Source organism: Candidatus Pelagibacter sp. HIMB123, assembly GCF_052048195.1.
Classification (GTDB): Bacteria; Pseudomonadota; Alphaproteobacteria; order Pelagibacterales; family Pelagibacteraceae; genus Pelagibacter.
The window spans coordinates 26,323-46,159 of the sequence record NZ_JBNAIL010000018.1 but is presented as its reverse complement, the minus strand read 5'-3'; the positions used below and the strand labels follow the sequence as shown (position 1 = coordinate 46,159).

Annotated in this window: 21 protein-coding genes; 11 read left to right on the top strand and 10 right to left on the bottom strand. The window is 27.0% G+C overall.

The window, feature by feature from the left end:
* The 7 genes from ACTTBL_RS04920 to ACTTBL_RS04890 all read right to left on the bottom strand — a co-directional run.
* Positions 1-486: glutamate--tRNA ligase family protein (locus ACTTBL_RS04920; protein ID WP_440643860.1), on the bottom strand; the 486-nt coding region annotated here is incomplete at its 3' end.
* A 22-nt stretch (positions 487-508) separates the two neighbouring features.
* Complete coding sequence (lexA, locus tag ACTTBL_RS04915) at positions 509-1,186, bottom strand: transcriptional repressor LexA (RefSeq protein ID WP_440643859.1); 678 nt, start codon at positions 1,184-1,186, stop codon at positions 509-511.
* A gap of 89 nt (positions 1,187-1,275) precedes the next feature.
* On the bottom strand, positions 1,276-2,067 hold the full coding sequence (locus ACTTBL_RS04910) for an indole-3-glycerol phosphate synthase TrpC (protein ID WP_440643858.1): 792 nt from the start codon (positions 2,065-2,067) through the stop codon (positions 1,276-1,278).
* Positions 2,060-3,052, bottom strand: coding sequence for an anthranilate phosphoribosyltransferase (gene trpD / locus ACTTBL_RS04905; RefSeq protein ID WP_440643857.1), 993 nt, complete (start codon positions 3,050-3,052; stop codon positions 2,060-2,062). Before trpD ends, ACTTBL_RS04910 begins: the two co-directional genes overlap by 8 nt.
* Before the next feature lie 4 nt (positions 3,053-3,056).
* Positions 3,057-3,623 carry an anthranilate synthase component II gene (locus ACTTBL_RS04900; protein WP_075504179.1) on the bottom strand — a complete coding sequence of 189 codons (567 nt, stop codon included), beginning with the start codon at positions 3,621-3,623 and terminating at the stop codon, positions 3,057-3,059.
* The gene (trpE, locus tag ACTTBL_RS04895) at positions 3,623-5,080 is read right to left on the bottom strand and encodes an anthranilate synthase component I (RefSeq protein ID WP_440643862.1); all 1,458 of its coding nucleotides are present in this window, start codon (positions 5,078-5,080) and stop codon (positions 3,623-3,625) included. The genes ACTTBL_RS04900 and trpE overlap by 1 nt, the downstream gene beginning before the upstream one ends.
* Positions 5,080-6,498, bottom strand: coding sequence for a SurA N-terminal domain-containing protein (locus tag ACTTBL_RS04890; RefSeq protein ID WP_440643856.1), 1,419 nt, complete (start codon positions 6,496-6,498; stop codon positions 5,080-5,082). Before ACTTBL_RS04890 ends, trpE begins: the two co-directional genes overlap by 1 nt.
* A gap of 56 nt (positions 6,499-6,554) precedes the next feature.
* Between ACTTBL_RS04890 and tpiA the strand changes: the two genes are divergently transcribed.
* Genes tpiA through ACTTBL_RS04850 form a run of 8 tightly spaced genes read left to right on the top strand, consistent with a single transcriptional unit; the run spans position 6,555 to position 13,006 of the window.
* Positions 6,555-7,295 carry a triose-phosphate isomerase gene (gene tpiA, locus ACTTBL_RS04885; protein ID WP_440643855.1) on the top strand — a complete coding sequence of 247 codons (741 nt, stop codon included), beginning with the start codon at positions 6,555-6,557 and terminating at the stop codon, positions 7,293-7,295.
* Between the two features lie 6 nt (positions 7,296-7,301).
* Complete coding sequence (secG, locus tag ACTTBL_RS04880) at positions 7,302-7,601, top strand: preprotein translocase subunit SecG (RefSeq protein ID WP_023853885.1); 300 nt, start codon at positions 7,302-7,304, stop codon at positions 7,599-7,601.
* Positions 7,602-7,645: 44 nt separating this feature from the next.
* A complete protein-coding gene (locus ACTTBL_RS04875) occupies positions 7,646-9,262 on the top strand; it encodes a CTP synthase (RefSeq protein ID WP_440643854.1) in 1,617 nt (538 codons plus the stop codon).
* Positions 9,259-10,083 (top strand): 3-deoxy-8-phosphooctulonate synthase, encoded by an 825-nt coding sequence (gene kdsA, locus ACTTBL_RS04870; RefSeq protein WP_440643853.1) that lies wholly within the window; start codon positions 9,259-9,261, stop codon positions 10,081-10,083. Before ACTTBL_RS04875 ends, kdsA begins: the two co-directional genes overlap by 4 nt.
* Positions 10,083-11,339, top strand: coding sequence for a phosphopyruvate hydratase (gene eno, locus ACTTBL_RS04865; RefSeq protein WP_440643852.1), 1,257 nt, complete (start codon positions 10,083-10,085; stop codon positions 11,337-11,339). The genes kdsA and eno overlap by 1 nt, the downstream gene beginning before the upstream one ends.
* The gene (locus ACTTBL_RS04860; RefSeq protein WP_440643851.1) at positions 11,339-11,641 is read left to right on the top strand and encodes an FtsB family cell division protein; all 303 of its coding nucleotides are present in this window, start codon (positions 11,339-11,341) and stop codon (positions 11,639-11,641) included. The genes eno and ACTTBL_RS04860 overlap by 1 nt, the downstream gene beginning before the upstream one ends.
* Positions 11,631-12,551, top strand: a complete 921-nt coding sequence (gene lipA / locus ACTTBL_RS04855) for a lipoyl synthase (protein WP_440643850.1) — start codon at positions 11,631-11,633, stop codon at positions 12,549-12,551. The genes ACTTBL_RS04860 and lipA overlap by 11 nt, the downstream gene beginning before the upstream one ends.
* A complete protein-coding gene (locus tag ACTTBL_RS04850) occupies positions 12,551-13,006 on the top strand; it encodes a type II toxin-antitoxin system RatA family toxin (RefSeq protein ID WP_440643849.1) in 456 nt (151 codons plus the stop codon). The genes lipA and ACTTBL_RS04850 overlap by 1 nt, the downstream gene beginning before the upstream one ends.
* Here ACTTBL_RS04850 and ACTTBL_RS04845 read toward each other — a convergent pair.
* Genes ACTTBL_RS04845 through ispF form a run of 3 tightly spaced genes read right to left on the bottom strand, consistent with a single transcriptional unit; the run spans position 12,999 to position 15,051 of the window.
* Positions 12,999-13,463 (bottom strand): CinA family protein, encoded by a 465-nt coding sequence (locus ACTTBL_RS04845; RefSeq protein WP_440643848.1) that lies wholly within the window; start codon positions 13,461-13,463, stop codon positions 12,999-13,001. The two genes, ACTTBL_RS04850 and ACTTBL_RS04845, sit on opposite strands and share 8 nt — an antisense overlap.
* Complete coding sequence (locus ACTTBL_RS04840; protein WP_440643847.1) at positions 13,463-13,954, bottom strand: phosphatidylglycerophosphatase A family protein; 492 nt, start codon at positions 13,952-13,954, stop codon at positions 13,463-13,465. The genes ACTTBL_RS04845 and ACTTBL_RS04840 overlap by 1 nt, the downstream gene beginning before the upstream one ends.
* Complete coding sequence (gene ispF, locus ACTTBL_RS04835; protein WP_440643846.1) at positions 13,951-15,051, bottom strand: 2-C-methyl-D-erythritol 2,4-cyclodiphosphate synthase; 1,101 nt, start codon at positions 15,049-15,051, stop codon at positions 13,951-13,953. Before ispF ends, ACTTBL_RS04840 begins: the two co-directional genes overlap by 4 nt.
* 24 nt (positions 15,052-15,075) lie before the next feature.
* On the opposite strand from ispF, the gene ACTTBL_RS04830 reads away from it, so the two are divergent.
* The 3 genes from ACTTBL_RS04830 to trkA are packed head-to-tail and all read left to right on the top strand — an operon-like array spanning position 15,076 to position 19,606.
* Complete coding sequence (locus tag ACTTBL_RS04830) at positions 15,076-16,857, top strand: ATP-binding protein (protein WP_440643845.1); 1,782 nt, start codon at positions 15,076-15,078, stop codon at positions 16,855-16,857.
* A 1-nt stretch (position 16,858) separates the two neighbouring features.
* Entirely contained in the window at positions 16,859-18,214 is a 1,356-nt protein-coding gene (locus ACTTBL_RS04825; protein ID WP_440643844.1) for a sigma-54-dependent transcriptional regulator, read from the top strand.
* A complete protein-coding gene (gene trkA / locus ACTTBL_RS04820; protein WP_440643843.1) occupies positions 18,215-19,606 on the top strand; it encodes a Trk system potassium transporter TrkA in 1,392 nt (463 codons plus the stop codon). It begins immediately after the preceding gene.
* Positions 19,607-19,837: the final 231 nt, after the last annotated feature.

The following is a 19,837-nucleotide window of genomic DNA, read 5'->3' as shown; positions in this document are numbered from 1 at the left end:
AACATTTCCTTGAACTAAATCATTAAGTTTAGAATTTCCCTCTATTTTACTTTTAAATCTAATTACGGGTTTAATACCTTTAGGAGCATCTTTTTCATCAGCGTCTCTCCATTTTCTATTATAAATATATGGCATCTTTTTTTGCCTAGCTCTTTTTTTTTGTTCCTCTATCTCTTCAGCAGAGCAGTAGCATTTATATGCGTTGCCTTTTTTTAATAATTCATAAGCAATTTTAATGTGATCTTCTATTTTTTGCGACTGAATATATTCATCTCCATCATGCTCAATGCCTATCCACTTTAATGATTTAATAATTTGTATTTTGTGTTCCTCTTTGGATCTTTCTTTATCAGTATCTTCTATTCTTAGGTGAAAAGTTCCTTTTTGATTTTTAGAGAACAACCAATTAAATAATGCAGTTCTAACTCCACCAATATGAAGAGCCCCAGTAGGGGACGGTGCAAAACGTGTTGCTACTTTAGACATCAATGTTGTTTAGACTATTTTTTTAGAAGTTTCTATATAAAGATACTAAAACTCCTTGAACTTTTACTCTATCAGGTCCAAAAATCTTAGTTTCATAGTTTCTATTGGCACTTTCAAGGGCTACAACTTTGCCTTTTTTTCGAATTCTTTTTAACATAGCCTCATGCTCATCAATCAATGCTACAACAATTTTACCATTATCGGCAGTGTCAGTTCTTTTTATAATCACTGTATCACCTTCATGAATACCTGCATCTATCATTGAGTCACCTTGAACTTTCAATCCAAAGTAATCTCCATTTTTTTCTAAATTATTTGGCAGGGGAATTCTAGAAACTTCATTTTGTATTGCTTCTACAGGCGTTCCTGCAGCAATTTTTCCAAGAACTGGTACTTCAATTTCATCAGAATTAATTTGTTCTTCATCTAATCCACCTTTAATTACACTTGGTGAAAAGCTATTATAAATATCATTTGCAGAAGCGGTCTCTGGTAATTTAATTACCTCTAAAGCTCTTGCTTTGTGAGCTAATCTTTTAATAAAACCTCTTTCCTCTAAAGCACTAATCAACCTGTGAATACCTGATTTAGATTTTAAATTAAGAGACTGTTTCATCTCTTCATATGAAGGAGAGACGCCAGAACTTCTCAACTTCTTGTTGATAAATAAAAGCAGGTTTTTTTGTTTTTTTGTTAGCATAAGAACAAATATCGTACAAATAATGTTCTATAAAAGTTCTTTTAAATTAACAATACTAAAAAAAACAAGTAAAATAGGGCTTTATTTAGCTATAAAACAGAAAAAATAGAATTTTTATCTAAATTTTTCAAAAGTGATTCACCAATCAAAAAAGTGTTAATTGATGTTTTATTATTTAGTTCTAACAACTCTTCTTTATTTTTAATTCCGCTTTCAGATATTAAAGGACCTTTATGATTTTTTATAACATCATAAATATCATAAGTTGTATTTATATCAGTTTTAAGAGTTTTTAAATTTCTATTATTTATTCCAATTAATGCATCTTTAAAATTTAAAGCTTTTTTCGCTTCTTCTACTGTATGAACTTCAACAATAACTGACATATTATATTTCATAGCTTCATTATATAATTCAGAAGCAAGATCATCCGAAACCCCGGCTAAAATAATTAAAATAGCATCAGCGCCATAACTTTTTGCTAAAGGTATTTGAAATTTATCGATAAAAAAATCTTTACACAATACAGGTAAATTAATTTTATCTTTTATTTTACTGATGTGAATTAAATTTCCTAAAAAATAATCTTCTTCGGTTAAAACTGAAAGACAAGTTACTTTATTATTTAAATAAATCTGAGCAATATCTACAGGATTATAATCATCAATTATTATACCCGCTGAAGGACTTGCTTTTTTAATTTCAGCAATAATTGAAGTTTTATTATTTTTTATATTATTTTCTATTTTCTCTTTAAAATTAATATAGCTGTTGTTTTTATTAATTAATTCATCCAAAGTTTTAAGATCTAGGGATTTTTTTAATTTATCAACTTTTTCAATTTTCTTTTGAATTATATTTTGAAGTATATTTTCAGACATTTTGAATTTTTTCTAGATGTAAAAAAGTTTTTCCACAAAGGATAAATTTTCTTGTGTAATTATATGCTTCAGAAAATTCTGAAAATTTTTCTCCAACAATTAAACCTGCTGCAGCATTTAAACAAACTGCTTTTGAAAAGTCATTATCTTTACCTTTAAATATTTCAATCATCTTATCAGCATTAAATTTTGCATCATCACCCACTAGATTTTTAAAATTATCTGCATTAACACCTAAAGCATTTGGATCTATTTTTATTTCAGATATTTGACCATCTTTTAATTGAATAACATTAGTGATTGCATATGGAGATATTTCATCTAATCCATCCTCGCTATTTACTATCCAAGCGAATTTTAAATTTAAATTTTTAAGTCCTTCTGCAAAAATTTTTAATAATTTTCTATCAAAAACACCCACAACTTGTCTCTCTACAAGAGCTGGATTACTTAATGGACCAATCATATTAAAAATGGTTCTTTTTCCAATTTTTTTTCTTACAGGTCCTACAAATCTCATTGCACTATGATAATTTGGTGCAAACATAAAACCAAAATTTTTGGCATTAATTTCTTTTTTTATATCCTCAGGCTCTAAATCAATTTTAATTTTAAGAGCTTCTAAAACATCACCAGATCCACATTTTGAAGAAACGGCTTTATTGCCATGTTTAGCAACTTTTGTACCCATGCTAGCCAAAAGTAGGGCAGATGCTGTTGAAATATTAAGAGTATTCATGCCATCACCACCAGTACCACAAGTATCAATACAATCATTTACATTTACTCTTTTAGACTTTTCTCTAAGAACAAAAACTCCACCTGCTATTTCATCTGAAACTTCTCCCTTTTTGGATAATAAGGTTAAAAAACTAAAAATTTCGTCATCACTAGCTTTTCCAGTCATTAATATTTCAAAAGCAGCTTTACTTTCTTCAAAAGTTAAATTTTGTTTATTCTTAAGTTTTTCTAAAATTTGATCCATAAATTTAATTGTTAATAAAGTTTTTAAGAATTTTCATTCCAAACTTAGTTTTAATACTTTCAGGATGAAATTGTACACCATGAATATTAAATTTGTTATGTTGAACACCCATTATAATCCCATCTTCTGTTTCTGCTGTAATCTCTAGCTCTTTTGATAAAGTTTTTTTATCAATTACTAAACTATGGTATCTGGTAGCTTCAAATGTATTTGGGAGGTTTTTTAAAATACCAATTTTTTTGGATTTGATTTTGCTTGTTTTGCCGTGCATTAACTTTCTTGCTTGGACAATTTTTGATCCAAAAACTTGTCCAATTATCTGATGACCCAAACATACACCTAAAAAAGGTAATTCTTTGTATAATGATTTCAATATTTTAATACAATTGCCAGATTGATTTGGGTTGCCCGGTCCTGGTGAAATAACAATTTTATCATATTTCTTTTTAATGATTTCTTTAGAATTAATTTTATCATTTCTAACCACATCAACTTTAACATTTAATGAGGAGATGTAGTGATACAAATTAAAAGTAAAACTATCGTAATTATCTATTAACAATACTTTCATTATCTTAAAGCATTAATTAAAGCTTTCGCTTTATTAACTGTTTCCTCGTATTCATTTTTTGGTTTACTATCTGCAACTATACCTGCGCCTGCTTGCACATAAAATTTTTTATTTTTAGCAACTGCGGTTCTTAAGGCTATGCATGTATCAAATTCTCCATTTGCAGAGAAATATCCAATTCCTCCTGCATAAACTTTTCTTTTTGTTGTTTCTAATTCATCTATAATTTCCATAGCTCTAATTTTTGGAGCTCCAGAAACAGTGCCTGCTGGAAAACCAGCTAAGAGCGATTTAAATTTTGAAAATTTTTTATTATATTCCCCAACTACATTTGAAACTATATGCATTACATGAGAATATCTCTCAATAATGAAGCTTTCTGTAACTTTTACCGAATTTATCTTTGAGACTTTACCAGCATCATTTCTACCCAAATCAAGTAACATCAAATGCTCTGAAAGTTCTTTTTTATCTTTAAGCAGGTCTCTTTCATAAAAAAGATCTTCTTTTTTAGTTTTACCACGTGGTCTAGTACCTGCAATTGGTCTTACAGTAATTTTATTATCCCTAAGTCTCACAAGTATTTCAGGACTTGCGCCAATTATTTGAAAATCCTCAAAATTGAAAAAAAACATAAAAGGAGAAGGATTTGTTAATCTTAGTTTTTTATAAATATCTAATGGTTTTTTTGTTAATTTTGCCTCAAATCTTTGGCTTAAAACAACCTGAAAAATATCTCCTAATTTAATATATTTTTTTGCCTTATTAACCATTGATAAAAATTTATTTTTGGAAGTGTTAGATTTCACTTTTATATTTTTTGATTTTTGAAATATTTTTTTATCAATATTCTTAATTGATGACTGAATGATTAATTTAAACAAATCAGATTTAACTTCTTCATATTTATTTTGATAGTTTTTAATTTTTTCATCTTTAAAAATGTTAGATATGTAAAAAATTTCTTTTTTTAAATTGTCATGAATGACTAAAGTTCTTGGACGAAGAAGTCTAACATCGGGTAAATTGAGATCATTTTTACAATTGTTCGGAATTTTTTCTATGTATCTGATTGAATCATAAGAAAAATACCCAGAGATTAATGAGCAAATGTTAGGTAAATTTTTGGGAGTTTCAAAATTGAAATCTTCAATTATTTTTTCCATTAATTTATCTGGTTTATCATTTAATTTTCTTTTTTTATTTGTTTGAATTAGATAAGAATTATTATTATTAAATTCCCAAATTTTATCAGGGTTTTTACCAAATATTGTATATCTACCTTTGATTTTACCTTTTTCTACAGACTCAAATATAAAACTATTTTTTTCCTTTAGAAAATTATCTATTAGGTTTAATATTTCCTCATCATTTTTTACTTTCTTTTTAGTAAAAATGATTTGATTTTTTTTGCTTCTGTGTCGAAACTTAAAATCTTTGAAGCTTCGATTAATCATCATTTGAAATAATTTTTAATTCGATCAATAGTTTTTTGATTTAATTGAACCTGATATTTAGTATTTAGTAATTGATCATACGACTGTAGGATACTTTTTCTATTGCTTGTATTTTGTGCATTTACAAATTTGATGTATTTTTCATCAGTTTCGTTAAATGAGTTTTTATTTAGTCCAGTGATTTTTACTAAATAAATTTTATCTTCTTTATTTACTAGAGCAAAAGAGTTTACAGGTAGAGCATAAAGCATTTTTACTGAATTAATATCAATGAGCTTATCATCTTCTATAGAATTAATAGAAGAATATTCCTTCTTTGACCCTGCCAATTCTTCAAATTTTAAATTATCAAATTTCTTATTTTGAATTTCTTCTATAATTTCTCTATTTAAATCAAATTTACCTTTTTGATATATTAACTCTACTATTTCTCCTTTAATGATTTCATCATTTAAATCTGGAGCTCGATCATACTGATTATCAATATTATAAAGTAAAAAGTTATCACCACTCTCTATCAAGTCTATTTTAGATGTTTTCTTAGAATAAATTAAATCTTCATTAATCTTTTTACTAGAGCTAGGTGCAAAATCATTTACTTCAACAATGTCAACATTAATATCTTCCAATATAGCATCAAATGCACTTCCTTGAGAGATTTTGTTCTCAATTGAATCAATTTCATCAAAAAACTCTTGATTAAATTCTTCTATGCCAATTAGGTTTTTTGGATTTAAAACCACATACTTAAAATCTATATATTCTCTTTTTAATTGATCTTTGTTTTCATCAATAAATACTTCAATTTCATTTGCTGTATAATCAGCTTTTGTTTTATATAAATTTTCCATATCAAAATACTCGATATCTAAAGATTTATTATTTTCCTCAAACTTTTTTTCTATCAAAAAATTTGGTGTTATTGTTCCAGCACCAATGAAATCAAATAAGTGTTTCTGCAATTCTCTATTTTTTAATTGCAATTCAAACATTGCAGCTGACAAGTTGTTTGAGAGTAAAAATTTTTCATATTTAATTCTTTGAAAAGTACCATTTTCATCATGGAAATTTTTATTTTCTTTAATATTTTTAAGTATAGTTCTTTCGTTAATTGAAAGATCAAAGTCTTTAATTTCTAAATCAATCAATTTAGTTGAAATTAATCCTGACAATAATTCTTCAATAATATTATTTTCCAAATTATCTCGAATAGCTTCTTGTGAAATTCCACTTTGATTAATATAGTCAATAAAATCTTGGCTGGTTACATTTGTTTTATTTATTTTAGCAATATTGTTTTGATTATTTGTACTAAATCCACCACCAAAACCACCAAAGATGAAAGCGAAAGCAACAAAAGCCATCACTAAAAATCCTCCAGTTTTTTTCCATCCTAATTCTTTTAGTTTTTCAATCATAGCGTTATAAATTTATTGATCTGTAAAAAACAAATCTATAGATTAAAAAGTCAATTATGACAAATAAATATATGTATTTTGTAGCTAATTGGAAAATGTTTGGTGATTTAAGATCTCTAAATTCACTTGATAAAGTAATAAAGTTTTCAAAAAATTATAAAAAAAATAAGTTAAAAATAGTTTATTGCCCACCAAATACATTAATTCGTCCATTATCGAGAAGACTTAAAAAAACAAAAATAGAGGTTGGTGCCCAAAACTGTCATCACAGCTATGACTACGGTGCGCACACTGGACAAGTAAATTCTACTATGCTTAAGAATGTTGGGGCAAAGTATGTTATTTTGGGACACTCAGAAAATAGACAACTAGGTGAGACAGATAATTTAATTAATTTAAAAATAAAAAGTGCAATTAAATCAGGTCTCAAAATTATATTTTGTATTGGCGAAACCTTGAAAGAAAGAAGACAAAAAAAAACTAATCAAATTCTAAAGAGACAAATTGAAAAAGGATTAAAATCGATAAACAACAGATCTAAAATTATTATAGCCTATGAACCGGTATGGTCTATCGGCACAGGTGTAATTCCTAAAGAAGCTGATTTAAACAAAACTATTTCATTTATTAAAAGTAGATTTATAAAAAAATATCCTAAAATTTTATATGGCGGATCTGTAAACACTAATAACGTAAGTATATTAAAAAAAATTCCCAACATTGACGGTTTTTTGATAGGAGGCGCATCACAAATTCCAAAAAAATTTATTGATATAATTCAAAAAACCATTAATTAGACCCACATGGAAACTTTATTATTAGTAATCAACATCATACTTGCAGTTATTTTAGTTCTTTTGGTTTTATTGCAAAAATCAGAAGGAGGTGCTCTTGGTATTGGAGTTTCCCAAGAAAATTTTATGCTCTCAAGATCAGCAGGCAGCTTTATGACAAAAGCCACTGCAATCGTAGCAACACTTTTTATTATTTGCAGTCTAGCTCTAACAATCATTTCTAGAGCAGAACTTACTCCTACGGGGTCGGTATTGGATACAGTTGAGGAAAAAACTGAAGACACCCCATCAATTCCAGAAAATAATTAATTAATCCTTTTCAATTCATTTTTTATTCGCTATAAGATACTTCCATGGCGCGATATATATTTGTCACTGGCGGCGTGGTTTCTTCCCTTGGTAAAGGTCTTTCTTCTGCATCCCTTGCTTACTTATTACAATCAAGAGGTTACAAGGTAAGATTAAGAAAATTAGATCCTTATCTTAATGTTGATCCAGGAACAATGAGTCCGTTTCAACATGGAGAAGTTTTTGTAACCGATGATGGTGCTGAAACAGATTTAGATTTAGGTCACTATGAAAGATTTTCAGGCGTAACTGCAAAGAAAACCGATAATATTACAACTGGAAAAATTTATAGTGATGTTCTTAAAAAGGAAAGAAAAGGTCAGTATTTAGGTAAAACTGTTCAAGTAATTCCTCATATCACAGATAGAATTAAAGAATTTATTAAACACGATACATCTAAAGAAGATTTTGTAATTTGTGAAATTGGAGGAATAGTAGGAGACATTGAAAGTTTACCATTTGTAGAAGCGATAAGACAATTTTCAAATGATATTGGTAAAAAAAATGCGTTATTTATTCATCTAACTTTAGTTCCTTATCTAAAAGCATCGGATGAAATAAAAACAAAACCAACCCAACACTCAGTTAAAGAATTAAGAAGCATTGGTATTCAACCTGATATTATTATTTGTAGATCAGAAAGACCTATTCCTTTGGACCATAGAAAAAAAATATCTTTGTTTTGTAATGTTGATATCAAAAATGTAATTGAAACTGTTGATGTTAAAACTATTTATGAGGCACCGATTAGTTTTTTTAATCAAAAATTAGATATTCAAGTTTTAAATTATTTTAAATTAAAATCAAAAAAACCTGCAAATTTGAAACCTTGGAAAAAAATAACTAAAATTACTCTTAATACTAAAAGACATGTTAATATTGCAATTATTGGAAAATACGTTGAATTAAAGGATGCTTATAAATCTTTAGATGAAGCACTTACTCATGGAGGAATATCCAATAATCTCAAAGTTAATTTGGTCAGAATAGATTCTGAAAAATTAAAAGTTTCAGAAATAAAAAATAAACTTAAAAATGTTTCAGGAATTCTAATTCCAGGTGGTTTTGGTAAAAGGGGAACTGAGGGTAAAATTGAAGCGATAAGGTATGCAAGAATATATAAAATTCCATTTCTTGGAATTTGTTATGGAATGCAAATGGCAATAATTGAATTTGCTAGAAACCAATTGAAAATAAAAAAAGCAACATCTTCAGAATTTGATAAAGGTGGAGTACATATTATTGGCTTGATGCATGAATGGGAGAAAAGTGGAAGAAAAGTTAAAGGTACAGATAAAGACTTAGGAGGCACCATGAGACTTGGTTCTTATGATGCAATTTTAAAAGATAAGTCTAAAATTAGAGATATTTATAAATCTAGATTAATAAAAGAAAGACATAGACATAGATATGAAGTGGATATTTCATATAAAGAAAAATTTGAGAAAAAAGGGTTAATATTTTCAGGTTTATCTCCAGATCATAAGCTGCCAGAGATAATAGAACTAAAAAATCATCCTTGGTTTATAGGAGTTCAGTTCCATCCTGAATTTAAATCTAGACCTTTGAACCCACATCCTTTATTCTCTTCTTTTATCAAAGCAGCAAAAAATCATAGATGAGTGCGATCAAAGTAAATTGTGAAAATATAGAAATTTCAAACAATAATAAGATTTGTATTATTGCAGGTCCATGTCAGTTAGAGACAGAACAACATGCACTCGATATGGCTGGAAAAATTAAGGAAATTACTTCGAAATTTGGCCTTGGATTTATTTACAAAACTTCATTTGATAAAGCGAACAGAACAAGTTTAAAAGGTAAAAGGGGAGCAGGATTAGATGCATCACTTCCCGTATTTGATAAAATTAAAAAGGAATTGAATGTCCCTATTTTAACTGACATTCATAATGCTGAACAATGTGAAATTGTTTCAAAACATGTTGATGTTTTACAAATCCCAGCTTTTTTATGTAGACAAACAGACTTATTAATTGCTGCAGCTAAAACAAATAAAATTATTAATGTAAAAAAAGGTCAGTTCTTAGCACCGTGGGACATGGTGAACGTAACTAAAAAAATTTCAGACTCAGGAAATAAAAATATCTTAGTCACAGAAAGAGGTGCAAGTTTTGGATATAACACTTTAGTCTCTGACATGAGATCATTACCTATTATGGCAAAGAATGGTTATCCAGTAATTTTCGATGCCACTCATTCTGTTCAACAACCAGGTGGCCAAGGAGAATCCTCTGGTGGTCAAAGAGAATTTGTTGAACATTTAGCAAGAGCTGCAGTTGCAGTTGGAGTTGCAGGTGTATTTATTGAAACGCATCAAGATCCTGATAATGCACCTTCCGATGGACCAAACATGGTACCATTGAATAAATTAGAGAATCTATTAAAACAATTACACGATATAGATAATCTAATTAAAAAATAGTGAGCAAAATTTTAAAAGTAAAAGCACGTCAAGTTTTTGACAGTAGAGGAAATCCAACAGTAGAGGCAGAGGTTTATATTAAAAATAATAGCGCATCCGCTATTTGTCCATCAGGTGCTTCCACAGGAACTTTTGAAGCTTTTGAAAAAAGAGATAAAAATAATAAACGGTATTTAGGAAAAAGTGTTTTAAGTGCAGTTAACTTAGTTAACACAAAGATCTCAAAAAAATTAAAAGGACAAAGTATCCATAATCAAGAGAGAATTGATGCTTTGTTAATTAATTTAGATGGTACAAGACAAAAAACTAAATTAGGAGCTAATGCGATGTTAGCAGTTTCTATGGCTGTAAAAAAATTGTCTGCAAAAGCAAAAAAATTACCTTTGTATAAAACTTTTTCTCAAAAAAATAACTTTCAATTACCGTATCCATTAATGAACATTATTAATGGTGGAGCGCATGCCAATAATGGTCTTAGAATTCAAGAGTTTATGATCAGGCCTGATCGAGCAAAAAGTTTTTCTGAGGCAATGCGAATTTGTTTTGTTGTCATTAAAAACTTAAGTAAATTAATTAAAGATAAAGGTTTATCAACTTCAGTAGGTGATGAAGGTGGTTTTGCACCCATGATCAGCAGTAATAATCAAGCTTTAGATTTAATTGTGAGTGCAATTAAAAAATCAGGATTTATTAATGGCAAAGATGTTTCTATCTGTCTAGATGTGGCTGCTAATGAATTATATAAAAAGAATAATTACTCTATTCATTCAAAAAGTTATATTTCAGTAGATAAATCAATTAAAGAATATCAAAAAATTATTAAGAAATATAAAATTAAGTCTATTGAGGACCCATTTGCTGAAAATGATTGGTTGGCATGGAATAAATTAATGAAATCAATTAAAAAAGTTCAGATCGTAGGAGATGATTTGTATGTAACAAATCTTGAAAGATTAAAAAAAGGTTTTTTAAATATTTCTTCAAATTCCATCTTAATCAAGCTAAATCAAATTGGCACTGTTTCAGAAACATTAGATGTAATTAAATTTGCTCAAACCATTGGATATAAAACAATTATATCTCATCGATCAGGCGATAGTGAGGATACTTTTATTGCTGATTTAGCAGTGGGTACTAATTCAAATCAAATTAAAACAGGATCTTTAGCTAGATCTGAAAGGGTAGCAAAATATAATCAATTAATCCGTATTGAAGAAGCACTTGGAAAAAAAGCGAGGATGAATAATATCAATTAATGCTTCGATTAATAAAAAAAAATTATTTTTTATTAATATCTGTTTTTCTTATTTTATATTTTAGTTTTAATTTAGTATCAGGAGAAAGAGGTCTTTTTTCGTATATAGATAAAAAGGAACTTTTGTCTAACTTGAAAAATGAAGAATTGACCCTAATTAGTAAAATAGAAGATATGGATCATAAAAATTCACTTCTTAGTACGAATTTAGATCTCGATTATATTGAGACTTTAATTAGAGAACGATTTTTGTTTGGTAAAAAAAATGAGACTATTTATATAATTAGAAAAGATGAAAAGTAGACATCCAGAAAAAGAAAATAAACCGGTTAATCCAATTAAAAAAAAACCTGAATGGATTAGATCAAAACTTACTAATAGTAAGGAATTCTTTTTAACCAAAACAATTGTAAATAATAATAATCTTGTAACTGTTTGTCAGGAAGCAAACTGTCCAAATATAACTGAATGTTGGAGTAAGCGACATGCAACTTTTATGATTATGGGAGATACATGTACAAGAGCTTGTGCTTTTTGCGATGTTAAAACTGGTGTACCAGGAAAATTAGATCAATTAGAGCCTGTTAAGATTGCAGAAGCGGTAAAAAAATTAAATTTAAAACATGTTGTGATTACCTCAGTGGATAGAGATGATTTAGATGATGGTGGATCAAAACATTTTTTTGAAGTGATTAATCAAACTAGAAAATCAAACCCAAATACTACTATTGAAGTTCTTACACCTGATTTTTTAAGAAAAGGAGATGCATATAAAAAAGTTTTAGATGCTAAACCAGATGTTTTTAATCATAATATTGAAACTGTCCCAAGTCTTTATTTGAAAGTTCGACCTGGATCCAGATATTTTGCATCATTGGAACTTTTAAAAAATGCAAAAAAAGTTAACAAAAATATTTTTACTAAATCAGGAATAATGGTTGGATTAGGGGAGACAAGAGACGAAATTTTACAAGTTATGGATGATTTAAGAGCTGCAGATGTTGATTTCATAACGATTGGTCAATATTTACAACCATCAACTAAACATTATCCATTAGATCGATATTACACACCAAAAGAATTTGAAGATTTAGGAACAATAGCAAAAGCTAAAGGATTTTTGTTGGTATCATCATCTCCTTTAACCAGGTCTTCATATCATGCAGATGAAGATTTTGCGAAACTACAACAAAACAGATTTAAAAATAATTAATGCCTAAAGCATCAGTTACGAGATTAATTGATCAAAGAAAAGATAAACTTATAGATTTTGTTTTAGATATTGAAAAATATCCTGAGTTTATTCCTTTCTGTAATAGTTCAAAAGTTTATGAGAGAAATGACGATGGTCAAATTACAAATATAATTGCTGATTTAACAATAGGTAAGGGGCCGTTTAAGGATACATTTAAAAGTGACGTAAAGTATATTAAAAAAGATGATTTAATTCATGTTGTAAACATAGGTGGACCATTAAAATTTTTAGAGAATAATTGGAAATTTCAAGACAAAGGAAATTGGATGAATGGATATAGAACCGAAGTTATTTTTGATATTGATTTTGAAATAGAAAATAAGTTTCTAAATATTGTGATGACTAAGTCTTTTCAATATGGTCTAGACAAAATTGCAGATGCTTTTCAAAAAAGGGCTGAAAGTATTAAATAATTTTACTGATTATTTTAATTACAGTACGTACCGTTAATTTTTGAATCAAATTACGGTTTCTTGATTTAAATTTATTTTCTTTAATCAGTAAATCTTTACCTTTTTTAATACCAATATAAACAAGACCAACTGGTTTTTCTTTTGATCCACCTCCTGGTCCAGCAATCCCTGTTATTGACACGTTGATTTTACTCTTTGAAATTTTAGATAAATTTTTAACCATTGCCTTACAACACTCACTGCTTACAGCACCATATTTTCTAATAGTATTTTTATTAATCTTTAATATTTTCATTTTAGCTTGATTAGAATAAGTCGTTAGACCCATTTGAAAGTATTTTGATGAATTAGCTAATTTAGTCAAATTATGAGCCAGCAACCCTCCCGTACAAGACTCAGCTACAGATATAGTTAATTTTTTTTTAATTAATTTTTTATGAAGTAATTGAATACTCATTAGAACTTTAAACTTATTAAGTATATTAATATCATTGAATATAAACCTGCCATTATATCATCCATAATTATTCCAAAATAGTTTTTATGTTTTTTATCAAAATAACTTACTGGAAAAGGTTTTAGGATGTCAAAAAATCTAAAAAAGACAAATGATAAAATATAATAAATTTCAACGGAAATACTTATTTGATTAGTTTGATTTAAATACAACAATAAAATTAAAGGCATGGTTTGTCCTAAAACTTCATCAATTACTATTTGTCTTGGATCTTTATTTTTAAATTCAGATTCTGAGTCTTTTACGGCATAAAATGAATAAAAGAATAAAAGTATAAAAAAAATAATTGAAAATTTTAGATCTGTGTAACCTAAAATTTCATAAGCAATATAAATAAAAACAGCGGTAACAGCAGAAGTTACAGTTCCAGGAATTTTGGTTAAATATCCATAACCAAAGAAAGTGGACAACAAAACATTTATTTTTTTCATTGCATAATTGAGCAAATAACTTCACAAGCTATTGCTTTTTCCTTTCCGATTAATCCAAGTTTTTCTACTGTTTTACCTTTCAGGTTAATTAATTCTTTATCAATATTTAATAAATTAGATATAGATTTGATTATCTTATCACGATATTTGGAAACTTTTGGCTGTTCACATATTAAATTTATATCTAAATTATTTATATAAAAGTTATTATCATTTAATATTTCAACAATAGGTTTAAGCATTTTAGGAGATCTAATATTTTTATATTTTTTTTGGTTATCTGGAAAAAAAGTACCAATATCTTTTTTTCTCATTGCGCCAAGAAGAGAGTCGATTATTGAGTGAATAATCACATCTCCATCTGAATGACCTTTAAGTCCTGAGTGATAGGGGATTTTAATTCCACCTAAAAAAAGTTTTTTCCCTTTTATTAATCGATGGATATCAAAACCAATACCAAAAAAAGTTTTATTAGTTTCAATATCTTCTTTAAATGTAATTTTGTTATTTAAATTTTCTCCTTTAATAAATTTAACTTTTAAATTGTTTTCAATAAATAATGATGCTTCGTCAGTAATTTTATTTTTTTGTTTATTTGAAAGACTATATAAATCTTTAAATTTAAAAGCTTGAGGGGTTTGAGTTAAAATTGAATTATTTCGATTTAAGTTAAAAAGTTGGTTTTTTACTTTGTATTTGATAGAATCTTTTGAATGTATTGAAGGTATTATTGCTTTATTGTTTTTAAGTGATTTAATTAGCTTTTTTAAAAGCTTGATTGTGAAGTTTGGTCTAGCTGCATCGTGAATTAGAACATTGTTAGGTTTAAATTTTTTTATATATTTTAATGCTATTAAAGAAGAATCAGATCTTTCTTTACCACCTTTAATAATTGATACATTCTTGGGGAATTTTTCTTTAATATTTTTTTTATTATTTACGACCAATATAATTTTTTTAAACAGCTTTGATTTCATTGCCTTTTCTAAAGAATGTTTAAAAAGAGCCTTGTTTTTATAAATATTGAATTGCTTTGGTTTTTTTGAATTAAATCTTTTGCTTTGTCCTGATGCTAGTATTATAAAATAATTATTCATTTATATGGTAGTTTTTATATTCAAATGTACGAATTTATTAAAAAAAATATATATCTAATAATATTATTTATTATCACATTATCGATAGGTTTTTTAACCTTTTTAACTTTTATTGATAAAGGATTTATTGAATTATCAGATCAAAATTTACAAATATTATTAGTTCTAAATATTTTTCTTTTAATAGCACTTTTTGTTTATATTTTTATTGAGATAAAGAGTGCAATTAAAAATGATATCGATAAAGATGGTTTAAAATCAAATAAAAAATATATTACATATTTTGGTTTATTTACTTTAATTCCATCAGTTTTAATTTCAATATTTTCACTCTTTTTATTTTCTTTTGCTTTAGAGAAGTATTTTGACAAAAAAGTTACTACTGTTGTTAATAATTCTTATGAGTTAGCAAGAAATTATGTTGAGGAAATTAGAAATAAAATACAATCTGATATAGTTTTAATTGCCTTTGATACAAATAAAAGTAAAAAATTTCTAAACGATAATCAAAATGAATATAGGAGATTTTTAAATACACAAAAATTGATAAGAGATGTTGATGAGGTGCATATTATAGATATTAATAAAAAACTTTTATTTTCAACTTTAAATGATGATCAACCATACGTTCCTCCAGTTGATAGAGCTTTAAACTTAGTTTTGGATGACGATCGTCCTTTAAAGATTATTAATGCACCTGAAAATATTTCTGCTGCAATAATGAGATTGCAAAGTTTTGAAGATAGATTTTTATATGTTGTTAAATATTTAGATAAAGATATTTCAAGGTATTTAACAGAATCTGAAGAAGCTATTAATTTTTATTATACAGTTGAGGAAAAAAGCACGGGTATTAAAATCTCATTTGCTATTATTTATATTATTGTTGTAAGTGTTTTATTGTTTGTCTCTATATCTATCGCGATCAGATTTTCATCGAGGTTTTTTAGATCTATCAATAATTTAATTCTTGCATCAACATCTATTGGACAAGGAAATTTCAATGCAAAAGTCCCTGAAGTTAAAACTGATAAAGATTTAGAAACTCTAAATAAGAATTTTAATTTAATGATAGATAGACTTAAAAGTCAGCAAGAAAAATTAATTATTAATGAAAGGCACGAAGCTTGGAGTAATCTTGCAAGAAAATTAGCTCACGAAATCAAAAATCCTTTAACACCTATTCAATTAACTATAGATAGAATGAAAAATAAATTTTCAAAAGAAATAAAAGAAGGTGATAGGGAAAATTTTGAGGAAAATTTAAAAATAATAAATAATCAAATTAGGCAAATTGGAAATTTAGTGAACGAATTTTCTGATTTTGCTAGAATGCCAAAACCTATTTTAAAAGAAAATAATTTAGTTCAAATTATAAATGAAAATATAAAACTACTAAGTGAATTAGATAATTCTATTAATATTGACTTCAAAAGAAATCAGGAAATAATTATTCTAGATAGTGATAAAGAACAGTTAAGTAGAGTTTTTTTTAATTTACTAAAAAATTCCATAGAAAGCATTCAGCAAAAAACCGAAAATAACGCTAATTTTAACAAAAAAATTACTATTGAAGTTAATGACTCAAATAACCACATTACAATCAATATCAAAGATAATGGTATTGGTTTTGGAATATTTGCAGCAAATATTAAAGATATTTTAAATCCATATTTTACAACTAAAAAAAATGGGACAGGTTTGGGACTTTCTATTGTAAGTAAAATTATCAATGATCATAATGGGAATATTGATTTTATTGCCCTTAAGGATGGAGCAGAAATTAAAATAAATATAAATAAATAAAATGAGTTCTGAAATATTAATCGTCGATGATAATGCAGATATAAGAAATATTATAAATGAATTAATTATAGATGCAGGGTACAAGACACGACTTGCTGCAAATTACAATCAAGCTTTAGCAGAAATTGATAAAAAACTTCCTGATGTTGCAATATTGGATGTAAAATTAGATAAAGGAGATAATGATGGTATAGAGCTTTTATCTCATATAAAATCTAAAGATAAAGATGTGCCTGTCATTATAATTTCTGGTCATGCTAGTATTGAAATGGCAGTAAAATCACTTCATGAAGGTGCTTTCGAATTTATTGAAAAACCATTTGATCAAGAAAGATTACTTAATTTTGTTAAAAGAGCAGTTGAAAATTTTAATTTAAAAAAGCAAAACAGAGATTACGAAAGTAAATTATTTTCATCTTATGAATTAATAGGAGACAGCAAAAATATATTGAACATTCAAAATCAAGTAGAAAAGATTTCAGTTACCGAAAGTAGAGTTTTTATTAATGGACCATCTGGTTCTGGCAAAGAATTGGTCGCAAGAAAAATTCACAAGCTATCTAAAAGAAGTAAAAATCAGTTCATAATATTAAACGGTGCCTTACTAGATTCAAATAAATATGAACTAGAGTTATTTGGAGAAGAAAAAGAAAATGGCTCTATTTCGTATGGTGCTCTTGAAAAAGCAAATAAAGGAACTCTATTAATAGATCAAGTTTCAGAAATACCATTAGATATACAATCTAAGATATTAAGAGTTTTGACAGATCAAAAATTTAAGAGAGTTAATGGTGCTAATGACGTAAGTGTAGATGTAAGATTAATTTGCTCATCAAGTAAAGATTTAAAAAAGGAAATAGAAATTGGAAATTTTAGAGAAGATTTATTTCATAGAATAAATGTTTTTGAGATAAATATTGAACCATTAAATCAAAGAATTTCTGATATTCCTTTGTTAATCAAATATTTTTCAAGAAAAATATCTGAGAATTATAATATTAAAGAATTAGATATAGATGAGAATAATAGTTATATTCTCAATCATAATTGGCATGGTAATGTTAGAGAGTTAAGAAATTTAATAGAGAGAATTGCAATATTACAACCAGACTCAAAAGATAAAATTTCAAATATTATTAAGGAATCTTTAAAAAATACAAATTTTGATGATCAATTAGCTGAAAATAGCCTTTCTGTGCCATTAAAAGAAGCTAGAGAAAAATTCGAAAAGGAGTATTTAACTATTCAACTAAAAAAATTTAATGGAAATATTTCTAAGACAGCTAATTTTGTTGGAATGGAAAGAAGTGCATTACATAGAAAATTAAAAGGTTTGGGCATCAAAGAATTTAATTAGATGAATATAATCATTTGTGGAGCTGGAAGAGTAGGGTTTACTATAGCCAAACAGCTAAGTGAGCAAGGTCATTCCATAACTGTTATTGACCCTTCTAGTGAAGATATTCAAAAAATTGATGATGCTTTGGACGTTAAAGCTATAGTTGGAAAAGGCACCTATCCTTCAATATTAGAAAAAGCCAACGCAGCAGAGACTGACATGATTATAGCAGTCACTAGAAATGATGAAATTAACATGCTTATTTGTCAAATTGCTTTTTCAATTTTTAAAATTCCAAAAAAAATAGCTAGAATAAGATCGCAAGATTATCTAAATCCAAAATTTACAAGAGTTTATAACAAAGAAAATTTACCAATAGATGTAATTATCTCACCAGAGATTGAAATTGCTAAATCAATACAAAGAAAACTTGAGGCGCCAGGAGCACTAGATAGTGTTCCATTTGCTAATAATAAAATTAGATTATTAGAAATTTTAATTAATGAAAATTGTAAATTAATTAATATCAAACTTAACGACTTAACTAAAAAACATCCTAATTTAGATGCAAATATTATTGGAATAATAAGAGATGAAAAATTTTTAATTACAAAGAAAAACGATGATATTAAAAAAAATGATAAAATTTACGTGATTATCAATTCTTCGCAAATGTCTGATACCTTAGAAGCTTTCGGACATGATGAAAAAGTATCTAAAAATATTTTGATTGTAGGTGGTGGTAACATTGGTTTTAATTTAGCTAAAAACATTGAAGAAACTTTGGATGCTGCAAGAGTTAAGATTATTGAAAAAAACAAAGAAAGAGCTGAATTTCTTGCAAGCGAATTAAATAATACAATTATCATTAATGGTGATGCTTTAGATGAGGAGGTTCTTGCTGAGGCTAATTTGCAAGAAGCCGAAACAGTTCTTGCTTTAACAAATGATGATGAAGATAATTTGATGGTAAGTGTTCTTGTTGAAAAATTTGCAAAAGATGAAAAGGATACTGATGATAAAAGAACAATGGCTTTAATAAATAAGCCAAACTATTCTTTGTTACAAAACTCTTTAAAAATTGATGATCTTATAGATCCTCGAATGAATACAGTTTCAAGTATTTTAAAACATATTCATAAAGGCACAATTGAAACAGCATATACAATTATGAATGGTGAGTATGAAGTGATTGAAGCTGAAATAATAGAGACATCTGAACTTATTAATAAAGAATTAAAAAATTCTAACTTACCAGAAGAGATAAGAATTGGAGCGGTCTTAAGAGAAAATAAAGTAATTATACCTCGATCAAATTTTGTTTTTCTAAAAGAGGATAAAGTTGTTTTTTTAGCTAAGAAAGATTCAATTTCGGTAGTAGAAAATATATTTAGAATTAGTTCTATTTAATTAAATGTTATTTTTTAGAGTAAAGTACTTAAGTTTCTTTTTTATATTGATATCTATTTTTTCTTTTTTAAATATTATTTATTCATACTATTTTAATTTATATCTAAATCTAAATACATATTATTTTAGCTTAATTATTTCCGCTCTAATCGGAATAATTTTTTATAAAATTAAAACTGATCCTAAAAAACCCTCAATATTTGAAAAAATATTAACCGTACTATTGGGATA